The following is a 12,145-nucleotide window of genomic DNA, read 5'->3' as shown; positions in this document are numbered from 1 at the left end:
GTCCCGGTGCGGCTCCGGGGACCACTGGCCGAGCCACTGGTCGGCGCCGAAGGCCTCGAAGCGCTCCACCTCGGTGAAGCCCAGCTTCGCCGCGAGGCGCATCGAGGGGAGGTTGGCGGTCTGGGTGGCGAGCACCACCGGCTCGCCGGGCAGGACGCCGGTGAACCAGTCGAGGGCAGCGGCGCACGCCTCGGCGGCGTAGCCGCGCCCCCAGGCCTGCGGCAGGAACAGGTAGCCGAGTTCGGCCCGCTCGCCGACCCGGCCGACGCGCCCCGCCTCCTTGCGGAGCAGGACCTGGCCGATCGTCTCCCCGTCGAGGTCGACCGCGAAGACCCCGGGGCTCCGGCGGGGCGCCCCGGGCATCTCGCGCTCGACCTCGTCCCGCGGCTTCGGTCCACCGAGGTAGGTGTTCACCTCCGCCGAGGCCAGCAGCTCGACGAACGCCTCCCGGTCCCGGGCCTCGGGCTCGCGGAGCACGAGCCGCTCGGTCCTGATCGGGGCGGGCGGCCAGGGAAGGGGGCGCATGGTGGACTCCTGATCCTCTCGGGCGGCGGTTCGCCGACGCCGTCGAAGATCAGGACGCACTCCAGCGGGAGGACAGTTGCGCGTCTCCGCAGGTCGCGGGCTCAGCCGTGCGGGTTGGCCGGGGTGGGAAGGGCGAGTTCACACCAGACGGTCTTGCCGATGTAGCCGTCACCACGCAGGTGGGCGCCCCACGAGGTGGCCAGGGCGGCGACGAGTTCGAGCCCGCGTCCGGACTCGTCCTCCGGGGTGGCCTCGCACGGGGTCGGGAGGGTGGAGTTCGCGTCCGAGACCTCGATGCGGAGCAGGGAGTCGGTGGGGAGGAGAACACGGACACCGATCATCCGGTCGCGCGGGGAACGGGCGTGGCGGCAGGCGTTGGTGACGAGTTCGCTGAGGAGGATCAGCCCGGTCTCGGCGGAGTCGATGGGCACCTCCCACTCGAAGACCTGCCGGATGAACCGGATACGGGCGCGGCCGGCGCTGCGGGGGAGCCGGGGGAACATCCACTCGACGACATCGGCGGGCTGAGTGATCATCAGGGTCCTTGAGGGGTGTACGGACGGCGTCACTCGGGAGAGCTGAGTTCGGCCACTTCACCCTTCAAGCGTCGGCATCCGGGCATAGCCTCAGCAGTTACACCGCATGTACAGCGACAGCTTGACCGCCCTGTGACCAGGGCAGGGAGGGGTACCGGCCGTGAGCGCGCCGAAGGAGAACCCGATGTCGTGGAAGTACTGCGGCGACCAGCTCAAGCGGTGGCGCCAACGGTCGGGCGTGACGCGGGAGCAGTTGAGTCAGGCAGCCAGCTACGACATCGAGAGCATTCGGTCGATGGAGGCGGGGAGGCGGCGGCCGACGCTCAAGGTTCTTCAGGCTGCGGATGAACTGTGCGACGCGCAGGGGATGCTGACAGCGGCCAACCCTTACCTGATGCCAGAGCCACGGCCCGCACGCAGCGATGTCTACTTTGATATCGAGAAGGAGGCAGTTGCCCTCTACTTCTTCGAAGCCCTCCACATCCCGGGCTTGTTGCAGACCGAGAACTATGCCCGGACGCTTCTCAGCCTGCCCATTCCACCCGTGGACAGCGCCACCGCCGAGAAACGCCTGGCGATCCGCCTCAAGCGACAAGAGAGGCTCACGGACCCCGAGGTACTGTTCAGCTTCACCATCTACGAAGCAGCCCTCCACACTTCCATCGGCGGCAGGGCGGTCATGAAGGAGCAGCTCCACCGGCTGCTTGAGTTCGAGGACTCTCACAACATTCGGATCCAGATCGTGCCTACCGGGCGAATCACCCCTTCCGGACTCTCGGGATCGCTCGCGATCTTGGAAACGATCAACAACGAGCAGTATGCGTATGTTGAGACGCACGAGACGAACGCACTCCACTCCGAACCACGACTCGTAGGTAGGCTCAGCCGACGCCACGCGATGATCCGCGCGCAGGCCCTGAACACGCGGGAGTCAGCACAGCTCATCCGAAAGACAGTGGAGCAACTATGAACGCCACCAAACCGTGGTACCGCTCTAGCTACAGCAACCACGACGGCGGCGAGTGCGTCGAAATCGCCACCTCCCCCTCCGCCATCCACGTCCGCGACTCCAAGGACAAGGCCGGCCCGACCCTCACCTTCTCCCCCGAGGCCTGGTCCGCCTTCGTCGCCTTCGCCTCCGAAGCTCAAGCAACACGAGCCGAGTGACCCCTTAATGGAACGGTGAGGTAACTACCCCCCTCTCCTCCCAACAACCCCCGCACGCAGCACATATGACTTATCGTCACGACTACGCCACAGCCGGTTCCCCCGTGTAGCGTGCGCACCAACGAAACAACCCCCGCCGGTGCTACCAACACCGAACGGGGGTCTGACCGGCACGATCGATCGGACCTCGATCCTGTGGCTACCCACGACTCTACCGCCATGGCCACCCCCGGGTACGGCAAGCAGTCCGCCCCGGGCCAACGCCCCCGCGCTGCCAGCGACTTCAGGCACCTCCCGGCCCGCGAGGCCTACCTCGCCTCGCTGATCGACCGCCTCCCCGACGGCGCCGCCATGGACGCGAAGACCCTCGCCGTCCTCCAGCCCCACTACGGGCAGATGGCCTGCCGCTCGGCCCTCACCAAGCTCTCCACCGCAGGTCACCTGCGCCGCGTCCGCGAGCGCCTCGACTCCCGCCAGTGCCGCTGGGTGTTCCGCACCTACTTCTCCCGGACGCCCCGCTCCGACGGCTGGTGGGCGCACTTCCTCTCCACCGGGGAGGCGTCAACGCCCGCCGCACCCGATCCCCCCAGGGAGCGAACGCTCAACCGCACCTCCCCCACCTCGGCCGCCTACGCCGCCCTCGCCGGCCTCGGCCTGATCGACCCCCGCCTCGCCCTCTCCGCCGCCGACTGCGCCGCGCTCGAACCGCTGGCCGCCGAGTGGCTGGAGCGGGGCACCACGCTCCCCCTCTTCACCGCCGCACTGACCACGCACCTGCCGCCGGACATCCACAGCCCGGCGGGCTTCACCCGACGCCGCCTGATCGACAAGCTGCCCCCCGAGCGCCCACGCGCGGAACAGCCCCCGCAACCGGTCCCCATCCCCGAGTGCACCGACTGCCGCACCCCCTGCCGCCCGCACGCCCTCCTCGGCGGCCTCTGCCGCGCCTGCCGCAGCACCCCCGGCGCCCCGCCGCCCCCACCACCCCGCCCGGGCACCCTCTCCCCGGCCGCCGTCCACCGCCACGCCGCCCGCATCCGCGACACCCTTCGCGATCACAACAGCCAAGCGGTGCACATCCGTTGACATGTCGACCGAAGCGGGCAGGGCCCTAGACTTCCTATAAACAGATTGGGCGAGACGCATGGCGGGTGAGCGTTGGACGAACGACAGTGGGCCTTCTACGAGGGCGCGGACGGATCGACGCCGGTGCGCAAGGACTTGGAGAAGGCCCGTCTCGCGTCCCACGAGGAGACCAAACTCGCCGTTCTGATGCGGCGGGTCCAGGAGAGGCAGACCCTGCCCGGCGACGTCAAGAGCCTCGGGAGCGACCTCCTTGAGGTTCGGCTCACCGGCAACCGCCGCATCTTCCGACTCCTCTACGCCGAGGAGGCCGACGGTCTCGTACTCCTCGCGCTGTCCTTCTTCCAGAAGAAGACCCAGAAGACCCCGCCGAGCGAGCTCAGCACAGCTGAGAGGCGCCTCAAGGATTGGCGGAACCGTAACCCAAAAGACTGAGCACCCGGTTCTCGGTATCGGCTTTGGGCGATACTGTTGAATCAACGGGAGGGTAGGGAGACCATGGCACCCACACTGCATGATCTACTCGGCATCGACCCGGACGACCCCCACACCGCAGCAGGCCTGGAAGACGCCGAGGCCTACGCCGCACTGGTGGAGACGCTCGTCGTGGCCCGCCAGAAGCGCGGCCTCACCCAGCGCGAGGTCGCACAGCGCATGGGGACATCCCAGTCGACCGTCTCCGAGTTCGAACGCGTCGGAGGCGACGCCCGCTACTCCACCCTGCAGCGTTACGCGCGGGCCGTCGATGCCCGGCTCCACAGCATGGTCGACCACACCTGCTCGGCCGTCGCACCGGCCTGGCAGCCGGCCCCCGTGGAGGTCGAGGTCCACGTGGCCGTCCGTGAACGGGGGCCCGGGCCACGACCCGCAGCCTGGGAGCCGGACAGCCAGAGGCCGGTGACGGCGTGATGGCGGGTCGGTCCACCGACAGGCCGACTCGGCGATTCGCGTCCGTCGGCGAGATCACCGAGGCCGCCGAACTCCTGGACGTCACGTTCCTGGAGGTCTCAGGCCGTCGGCTCTTCGACCAGCAGGAGGATCGCGAGGAGGCGGAGAGCCGGACGACACTCCTCACATGGCTCCGCGAGCGGGACGGCGGAACCGTCCTGGAAGTGCGGTGCCGCCTTGAGCTGGCCGGCACCCAGGCGGACTTCGCCGTCGATGCGACGGCCGCGTTCTCCGTCGGCGAGCCGTTCGAACTGGCGGAAGACCTCCAGCGGCAGTTCATCGAGCAGATCGGGGTCACCGTGCTCTACCCGTACCTGCGGGAGTCGCTGCACAGCACCGCGACGAGGCTCGGTGTGGATACCCCGATGCTCTCGCTGCGCAACCCCTGGCAGCCGACGAAGTAGGCAAGCAGGCCCGTGATCATGAATATTCACAGGCGGCAGCGTTAACCTATGCAAAATCCAAAGGTGAACTACGTAACATGCCTTGCATTCGAAGTCATCTGGTTTGCCCGCATGCTGAGATTCGTGCGATAGTCGAAGCAGCCCAACGGCGGGCGACACCGCACGCCGCCCTGGGCAGATGACTTCGGCGGGCCCGACCTGGCACTGCCGACGCCCATCGCGCGGCACGCACCCCCTTGGCCGGCGCGATGACTTGCAAGGGCCCCCGCCCGCCGGACCACGGCGAATTCCGGGGGCCCTGCGCGTTTCCCCGGGAAAACGCCGACCGGCCGAACGCCTCAGCTCCGCTCGCGCACCTTCAGCTCGAACCACACGCCCTTGCCCCGCGGCAGCAGGTCCGCGCCCCAGCGGTCGGCGAGGTCGTCGACGACCCTCAGCCCCCGCCCGCGCTCGTTCACCGGCTTGGCCTCGGCGAGGATCATGCAGGGCAGCGCCCGGGAGGAGTCCCGGACCTCGATCCGGAGCCAGCCGGGCTTGCGGCTGACGTGCAGTCCGATGGTGCGGCCGGCCGCGTGCCGCACCGCGTTGGACACCAGCTCACTGGTGAGCAGTTCCCCGGCCTCCAGGTGCTGGTGGAGCTCCCAGGACTCCAGGACCGAGAGCACCAGCCGACGGGCCACCGGGCCCGACTCCGGCCGGGACGGCAGCCGTACCTCGTTGGGCGCGGACTGGTCGCACAGTCTGCTGGAGTACATCTCCTCCAGCTCCGCGGAGCTGAGCCGCTCCAACGCCGAGAGCCCGCCGCCCTGGACGTCGATCCAGGACACTTCGGCGACCGCGCCGACCCCGGAAACCAATGACTGATCTGCTTCGCCCCAACCCGCCATGCGGACCATCATTGCGGAACGCAAGCAGCCGCGTACGGACAATGAGCAAACGATCTCTCCGAGTCGGCATATGCCGGATGCAAGAAGGGGTCCCCCCGGCCGACTTCCGTCAATCCCGGGTTGACCCCTCCCCCACCTCAGCGGCCGTTTACCAGGTGCTCCACGGGACGTTCCAGCCGCTCAGCCCGTTCGACGGGTCGAGCGTCTCCTTCCGGATCGAGTTCTTCACGATCATCACGTCGCCGATCAGCGAGCCGTCGTAGAACTTGCCCGCCGACGTGCCGGAGCCGCCGCCCTCGACGTCCTTGAGGCCCACGCAGCCGTGGCTGACGTTGTCCTCCCCGAAGGTCCTGCTGCTGCTCCAGTAGTTGCCGTGCACGTACGTGCCGGAGTCGGTGAGCCGCATCGAGTGCGGGACCTGGAGGTCGTACGGCGCGCCGGTCATGCCGGGCATGCTGCTGGACTGCATCCGCACCACGCCCTCCTTGGACATGACCACCATCGTGCCGTTCCAGGTGGGGTGTTCGGGCGCGCCGGCGCTGATGTCGATCTCGCTCGACTGACCACCCTGTACGACCGTCATCTTGTGCGCAGCGGCGTCAACCGTCGAAATCTGGGACCGCCCGATCGTGAAGGGCTCGTCCCGGTCCGTGCCGTACACCCCGGGGGCGATCTCGACGCTCTTCAGCCGGTACTTGACGGTCACCTTGGTGTCCGGCGCCCAGTACTGCTCGGGGCGGAAGTCCAGCCGGCGGTCGCCGAACCAGTGACCCTTGACCACGGTGCCGTTGCTGGTCTCGAAACTGATGCCCTTCGCGACCTCGTCCCGGTTCTTCACGTCCTTGCTGAAGTTCACCGAGACGATCATGCCGACGCCGTAGGTGGCGTTGTTCTCCACGTTGTCCGAGGCCTTGGCGAGCGCCGTCGGGGTCAGCGTGGTGAAGTCGCTGTCCGCCGCGGCGACCGCGCCGTCGGCGTCCGCGGCCATCGCGCTGACCCGGTAGGCGGTGCCCACCTCCAGGCCGGCCGTGGGCGTCCAGGAGGCGCCGTCGGCGGAGATCGTCCCGGGGACCTCCTTGCCGGTCCTGTCGCTCACCTTGACGGTGGTCAGCTTGCCCCCGGTCGCGCCGACCTTGAGCGCGTTCGGCGCCACGTCCACCGAGCCGGCCTTGGGCTCGATGCTCACGGCGGCCGTGGAGACCTTCGGCGCCTTGCTGGTGGGCGCCGCCTCCGTGGGCTTGGCGCTCGCCGCACCGGCCGCCAGATCGGCCTTGGCCGCACTCCCCCCGCCGCCCCCGTTCCCCCCGCTTGCCCCGCCGCCCCCACCGCAGGCGGCCGTCAGCGCCATCGCGCCGCCGACCAGCCCGACGGCCACCACTCTGCGTATCGACCTCATCGCCGATTCCCTCCCTCAGAAGATCCGAGAAACTCCCCGTGGACCCGACGGACCCGACCGGTATACGCAGTCGGCCACCGGAAAGGTTGCGCCATGCGTGGGGCTCCTCGCCCCGGAAACCGCGGCGGCCCGACCCCAACGAGTGAGGACCGGGCCGCACGACGGATGTCAGACGCCGAAGAGGCCTACCAGGCGGCCCAGTCGACGTTCCAGCCGCCGAGCCCGTTGGAGGGCGCGACGGTCTTCTCCTTGGTGTTCACGACCTTGATCGGGTCGCCGATCATCGAGTCGTTGAAGAACTTGCCGGCGACCGAGGAGTCGCTGCCGCCCTTCACGTCCTGCATCGACACGCAGCCGTGGCTGGCGTTGGTCTTGCCGAACGGGCTGGCCCAGTAGTTGCCGTGCACGAAGGTGCCGGAGGTGGTCAGCCGCATCGCGTGCGGCACGTCCTGGATGTCGTACTCGCCGCCGAGACCGACGGTCTGCGAGTTCATCCGGGTGACCTTCTCCTTGGACATGACCACCATCGTCCCGCCCCAGGACGGCGTGGCGTCCGCGCCGAGGGTGACCGGCAGGGTGGCGCTCTGGCCGTCCCGCTCGACGGTCATCTGGTGCGACTTGGCGTCCGCGGTGGAGATCATCGACCGGCCGATGGTGAACGGCTCGTCCTTGTCCACGTCGCCGTAGATGCCCGGGGCGACCTCGACGTTCTTCAGCCGGTACTTGACGGTCACCTTGGTGCCCGGCGCCCAGTACGCCTCCGGACGGAAGTCCACCCGGCGGTCGCCGAACCAGTGGCCCTTGACCACGGTGCCGTTGCTGCTCTCGATGGAGATGCCCTTGACGACGGCTTCCTTGTTCTTGACGTCCTTGTTGAAGTTCACCGAGACGATCATGCCGACGCCGTAGGTGGCACCGTCGCTGATGTTGTCGTTGGTGGAGATCTTCTTCTCGGGCGTCAGCGTGGTGAACGAGGTGGTGGACGCGGCCACCAGGCCCTCGCCGTCCTTCGCCTGGGCGTTCACCTTGTACGCCATGCCGACCGCGAGCGCGCCCGCGGGCTTCCACCCGGAGCCGTCCGGCGTGATCGCGCCCTCGACCGGCTTGCCGTCCTTGTCGGTCACCTCGACCGTCGTCAGCTTGCCGTTCGAGACGGACACCTGCAGCCCGGTCGGCGGGACGTCCAGGGCTCCGTCCTTCGGCTCCACGGCCAGCACCGCGGCCGAGGGCTTCGGCGTGGCCGACCCGCCCCCATCCGCCGCGGCCGAGGCCGCGCTGCCGCCACCCGAACCCCCCGTACCGCCCGAACCGCTGCCCTTGTCGTCACCACAGGCCGCGGTGAGCAGCAGTACCCCGCCCATGACCAGCGCCATCGCACTCTTCCGCCCGTAGCGGTTGGTGGTGCGTATCGCGGTGCCGGCCGTCTTCCCCGTCTTCACGGTTTCTCCCCTCCCGGTATTCACTCTCTTGACGCGTTGAGTGCCCCCGTGAGTTGCACCGGACGTGGATCTTTCCGGGCCGGGCTGCGGGCGCGCCGGAGCAGGATAGCTAAGCCGTCCGAGTGAATCCTGAGAGGAGTCGGTTGACGCGGGCGTGAACCCGTGGTGAAGACAGGACGTAAGGGGCGAACGGGACTTACGGCAGCGCCGAAGCCGACGGAGCGGCTGTCGGAGTGGCGGACGAAGCGGCCGGCCCCCGGCCCAGCGCGCTCCCCGCCACCCACTGCTCCCACGGCACGTTCCAGCCGTTCAACCCGTTCTGCGGCGGCACGAAGTCCCCCGAGGAGGCCCTCACCTCCAGCACGTCCCCCTCCAGGGTGTGCTCGAACAGCCAGCCCGCCGGGGAGTCCTTGCTCGCCCCGCCCTTGACGTCGGAGAGCCCGATGCAGCCGTGACTGGTGTTGGCCGAGCCGAACACCCCCGGCTCCGCCCAGTAGTTGCCGTGCACGAAGGTGCCGGAGGCGGTCAGCCGCATCGCGTGCGGCACGTCCTTGATGTCGTACTCGTCGCCCATGCCGACGGTCTGCGAGTTCATCCTGGTCACCTTGTACTTCTCCGACACCACCATCACCCCCCGGTAGGTGGAGTGGTCACGGCTGCCGCCGGAGACCTTCAGCACCCGCACCACCTTGCCGCCCTGCCCGGCGCGGACGGTCAGGGTGTGGGCGTCCAGGTCGACGGTGGAGACCTGCGCCCGCCCGATGGTGAAGTGCAGGTCCCTGCTCTGGGTGCCGTACTCCCCCGGCGCGCCCTGCACGTCCTTCAGCCGCAGCGCCACCGTGACCCTCGTCCCGGCCGCCCAGTACCCCTGCGGACGGAAGTCCAGCCGCTGCCCGCCGAACCAGTGCGCGGCCACCGGCACCGGCGGGTCGGCGGTGACCTGCACCGCCCGCTCCACCGCCGCCCGGTCGGTGATCGGACGGCTGAACCGCAGCGAGACCGGCATCCCGACCCCGACCGTGGAACCGTCCTCCGGGGTGAAGAACGCCACGAAGGTGTGCGTCGGGGTGACGGTCGTGAACGCCGAGTGCTGGGCCGCCCGCTGCCCCTGGTCGTCCTCCGCCACGGCGTCCACGGTGAAGGCCGTCCCGAGCGGCAGCGGCCCGTCCGGCACCCACTCCCCGCCGGAGGCCCCGATCGTGCCCGGCACCTCCGTGCCCTTCGCGTCCGCCAGCCGCACCGAGACCAGCCGCCCCTGCGCCACCGTCACCCGGACGGCCCCCTCCGGCCGCACGTCCTGCGCCCCGTCCGCCGGCTGCACCGCGAGCACCGCCCGCGACGGCGCCGCCGGCACCGTCCGCCCACCCGGCCCCACCGCGTCCCCGTCCGGCACCGCCGGAGGCCCGCCGCACCCCGCCAGGACCGCCACGCAGCAGGCCACCGCCGCCGCGCCCCGCGCCCACACCCGTCCACGGCGCCGCATCCCGGGGCCCTCCCACTGTTCAAGTCCGACGCCCGGAACAACGAGAACCCTCCCAACGAAGACACGCCGCCCCCGAAACCCCCACTCCCGAAACCCCGCACCGCTTCCGGCCGACACATTCCGGGAAAGAGAAGGTGAATGGACCCAGAACACCCCGCCCAGGGAGGCCCCCGCCATGGCGTCAGAACAGCCGCTGGACCCCGGCAGCTGCCAACCCCTCGGCGCCCGCTACCACCTGGACCGCACGGGCCGGCGAGGCACCAACTTCGCCCTCTGGGCCCCCGCCGCCGAAGCCGTCGAACTGTGCCTGTTCGACGAGGACGGCCAGGAGACCCGCCACCACCTCACCGAGCAGGACGTCCAGGTGTGGCACGGCTTCCTCCCCGGTGTGCGTCCCGGCACCCGCTACGGCTACCGCGTGCACGGCCGCTGGGACCCGTGGACCGGCGCCCGCTGGAACCCCGCCAAGCTGCTGCTCGACCCGTACGCCCGTGCCGTCGACGGCTGTTACACCTCCCACGACGCCGCCTGCGCCGCCGTCCGCACCTGGCCCGAGGCGGACGTCGCCGACACCGTCCGGGACAACCGCGACTCCGCGCCGTACGTCCCCAGGTCCGTGGTCGTCCACGACGAGGACGACTGGTCCGACGACCGCCGCCCGAAGACCCCGTGGGCCGAGACCGTCCTCTACGAGCTGCACGTGCGCGGCTTCACCATGCGCCACCCCGACGTCCCCCCGCCGCTGCGCGGCACCTACGCCGGCCTCGCCCACCCCGCCGCCCTCGCCCACCTCACCCGCCTCGGGGTGACGGCCGTCGAGCTGCTGCCGGTGCACCAGTACGCCAGCGAGGACCACCTCCAGGCCCGCGGCCTGGTCAACTACTGGGGCTACAACACGATCGGCTACTTCGCCCCGCACGCCGGCTACTCCGCCTCCGGCTCCCGCGGCGGCCAGGTCGGCGAGTTCAAGCGGATGGTCCGCGCCCTGCACGCCTCCGGGATCGAGGTCATCCTCGACGTGGTGTTCAACCACACCGCCGAGGGCGCCGAACTCGGCCCCTCGCTCTGCTTCCGGGGCATCGACAACGCCGCCTACTACCGCCTCCCGCCGAACCGCCCGCGCGGCTACGCCGACTACACCGGCTGCGGCAACACCCTGGACACCCGCCGCCCGCAGGCTCTCCGGCTGGTCACCGACTCGCTGCGGTACTGGGTCACCGAGATGGGCGTGGACGGCTTCCGCTTCGACCTGGCCGCCGCCCTGGCCCGCGGCGGGACGAACGGCGGCGACGCCGTCGACATGGACCACCCCTTCCTCGCCGCCGTCGCCCAGGACCCGGTGCTGAACCGTGTGAAGCTGATCGCCGAACCGTGGGACGTCGGCCCGGGCGGCTACCAGGTCGGCGGCTTCCCCCCGCTGTGGGCCGAGTGGAACGACAAGTACCGCGACACCGTACGGGACTTCTGGCGCGGCGCCCGCCCGGACGTGCGCGAGCTCGGCTACCGCCTCTCCGGCTCCTCCGACCTCTACCAGCGGGCCGGCCGCCGCCCGTACGCCTCGGTCAACTACGTGACGGCGCACGACGGTTTCACCCTGCGCGACCTGGTCTCCTACGACCGCAAGCACAACGAGGCCAACGGCGAGGACAACCGGGACGGCACCGACGACAACCGCTCCTGGAACCACGGCGCCGAGGGCGAGACGACCGACGAGCGGGTCAACCGGCTGCGCCTGCGCCAACTGCGCAACCTGACGGCCACCCTGCTGCTCTCGGCCGGCGTCCCGATGCTCACCGCCGGGGACGAGCTGGGCCGCACCCAGGGCGGCAACAACAACGCCTACTGCCAGGACAACGAGGTCGGCTGGCTGGACTGGTCGCTGCTGGAGCAGCCCGGCTGGCAGGACCTGTGCGCGCTCACCGCCCGGCTGGTCCGGCTGCGCCGGGCCCACCCGGTGCTGCACCGGCGGGCGTTCTTCTCCGGCCGGGCCACCACCCCCGGCGGCCGGCCCGACCTCACCTGGTTCACCCCGCGCGGCACGGAGATGACCGAGGCCGACTGGTTCGCGCCCACCGCCTGCCTCGGCATGCTGCTCTCCGGCTCCGCGCTGCCCGAACGGGACCCGGCCGGGCGGCCGATCGGCGACGACGGCTTCCTGCTGCTGCTCAACGCGGGCCACGAACCGGTGGTGTTCACCCTGCCGGCGGCGGCGCCGGCGCCCGGCTGGGAGACCGTGGTCGACACCGCCGCCGCACACCCCGCCGACCCGTCCCCGAC

General features: G+C 70.3%; 13 protein-coding genes. 7 read left to right on the top strand and 6 right to left on the bottom strand.

What is annotated here, in order from left to right; all coding sequences use genetic code 11:
* Both ACFU6K_RS15135 and ACFU6K_RS15130 read right to left on the bottom strand, forming a co-directional pair.
* Positions 1-525: GNAT family N-acetyltransferase (locus ACFU6K_RS15135; protein ID WP_380663263.1), on the bottom strand; the 525-nt coding region annotated here is incomplete at its 3' end.
* Positions 526-626: 101 nt separating this feature from the next.
* Positions 627-1,061, bottom strand: a complete 435-nt coding sequence (locus ACFU6K_RS15130) for an ATP-binding protein (RefSeq protein ID WP_380663261.1) — start codon at positions 1,059-1,061, stop codon at positions 627-629.
* A gap of 184 nt (positions 1,062-1,245) precedes the next feature.
* Here ACFU6K_RS15130 and ACFU6K_RS15125 point away from each other — a divergent pair, with 184 nt between their 5' ends.
* From ACFU6K_RS15125 to ACFU6K_RS15100, 6 genes are all read left to right on the top strand, one after another.
* Positions 1,246-2,031, top strand: a complete 786-nt coding sequence (locus ACFU6K_RS15125) for a helix-turn-helix domain-containing protein (protein ID WP_380663260.1) — start codon at positions 1,246-1,248, stop codon at positions 2,029-2,031.
* Entirely contained in the window at positions 2,028-2,228 is a 201-nt protein-coding gene (locus tag ACFU6K_RS15120) for a DUF397 domain-containing protein (protein WP_380663258.1), read from the top strand. Before ACFU6K_RS15125 ends, ACFU6K_RS15120 begins: the two co-directional genes overlap by 4 nt.
* A 219-nt stretch (positions 2,229-2,447) precedes the next feature.
* A complete protein-coding gene (locus ACFU6K_RS15115) occupies positions 2,448-3,314 on the top strand; it encodes a hypothetical protein (protein ID WP_380663257.1) in 867 nt (288 codons plus the stop codon).
* 72 nt (positions 3,315-3,386) lie between these two features.
* On the top strand, positions 3,387-3,746 hold the full coding sequence (locus ACFU6K_RS15110) for a type II toxin-antitoxin system RelE/ParE family toxin (protein WP_049649066.1): 360 nt from the start codon (positions 3,387-3,389) through the stop codon (positions 3,744-3,746).
* 63 nt (positions 3,747-3,809) lie between these two features.
* Positions 3,810-4,220 (top strand): helix-turn-helix domain-containing protein, encoded by a 411-nt coding sequence (locus ACFU6K_RS15105; RefSeq protein WP_063780013.1) that lies wholly within the window; start codon positions 3,810-3,812, stop codon positions 4,218-4,220.
* The gene (locus ACFU6K_RS15100; RefSeq protein WP_049649065.1) at positions 4,220-4,663 is read left to right on the top strand and encodes a hypothetical protein; all 444 of its coding nucleotides are present in this window, start codon (positions 4,220-4,222) and stop codon (positions 4,661-4,663) included. The genes ACFU6K_RS15105 and ACFU6K_RS15100 overlap by 1 nt, the downstream gene beginning before the upstream one ends.
* A gap of 338 nt (positions 4,664-5,001) precedes the next feature.
* Here ACFU6K_RS15100 and ACFU6K_RS15095 read toward each other — a convergent pair whose 3' ends face one another.
* The 4 genes from ACFU6K_RS15095 to ACFU6K_RS15080 all read right to left on the bottom strand — a co-directional run bounded on the left by ACFU6K_RS15095 (position 5,002) and on the right by ACFU6K_RS15080 (position 9,868).
* Complete coding sequence (locus ACFU6K_RS15095) at positions 5,002-5,490, bottom strand: ATP-binding protein (protein ID WP_380663255.1); 489 nt, start codon at positions 5,488-5,490, stop codon at positions 5,002-5,004.
* Between the two features lie 208 nt (positions 5,491-5,698).
* Entirely contained in the window at positions 5,699-6,946 is a 1,248-nt protein-coding gene (locus tag ACFU6K_RS15090) for an Ig-like domain-containing protein (protein WP_380663253.1), read from the bottom strand.
* A 185-nt stretch (positions 6,947-7,131) separates the two neighbouring features.
* Positions 7,132-8,385: an Ig-like domain-containing protein gene (locus ACFU6K_RS15085; protein WP_380663252.1), complete on the bottom strand. Its 1,254-nt coding sequence runs from the start codon at positions 8,383-8,385 to the stop codon at positions 7,132-7,134.
* A gap of 196 nt (positions 8,386-8,581) precedes the next feature.
* Positions 8,582-9,868, bottom strand: coding sequence for an Ig-like domain-containing protein (locus ACFU6K_RS15080; protein ID WP_380663250.1), 1,287 nt, complete (start codon positions 9,866-9,868; stop codon positions 8,582-8,584).
* 175 nt (positions 9,869-10,043) lie between these two features.
* Between ACFU6K_RS15080 and glgX the strand changes: the two genes are divergently transcribed.
* Positions 10,044-12,145: glycogen debranching protein GlgX (gene glgX, locus ACFU6K_RS15075; protein WP_380663249.1), on the top strand; the 2,102-nt coding region annotated here is incomplete at its 3' end.

Source organism: Kitasatospora sp. NPDC057512, from assembly GCF_042802135.1.
GTDB lineage: Bacteria > Actinomycetota > Actinomycetes > Streptomycetales > Streptomycetaceae > Kitasatospora.
This window is presented reverse-complemented; position numbering and strand designations above follow the sequence as displayed.

Bases quoted from the DNA above. Each gene is read 5' to 3' on its own strand.
- ACFU6K_RS15125 (WP_380663260.1), top strand. From the start codon at position 1,246: ATGTCGTGGAAGTACTGCGGCGACCAGCTCAAGCGGTGGCGCCAACGG.
- ACFU6K_RS15120 (WP_380663258.1), top strand. From the start codon at position 2,028: ATGAACGCCACCAAACCGTGGTACCGCTCTAGCTACAGCAACCACGAC.
- ACFU6K_RS15115 (WP_380663257.1), top strand. From the start codon at position 2,448: ATGGCCACCCCCGGGTACGGCAAGCAGTCCGCCCCGGGCCAACGCCCC.
- ACFU6K_RS15090 (WP_380663253.1), bottom strand. From the start codon at position 6,946: ATGAGGTCGATACGCAGAGTGGTGGCCGTCGGGCTGGTCGGCGGCGCG.
- ACFU6K_RS15080 (WP_380663250.1), bottom strand. From the start codon at position 9,868: ATGCGGCGCCGTGGACGGGTGTGGGCGCGGGGCGCGGCGGCGGTGGCC.
- ACFU6K_RS15105 (WP_063780013.1), top strand. From the start codon at position 3,810: ATGGCACCCACACTGCATGATCTACTCGGCATCGACCCGGACGACCCC.
- ACFU6K_RS15130 (WP_380663261.1), bottom strand. From the start codon at position 1,061: ATGATCACTCAGCCCGCCGATGTCGTCGAGTGGATGTTCCCCCGGCTC.
- ACFU6K_RS15100 (WP_049649065.1), top strand. From the start codon at position 4,220: ATGGCGGGTCGGTCCACCGACAGGCCGACTCGGCGATTCGCGTCCGTC.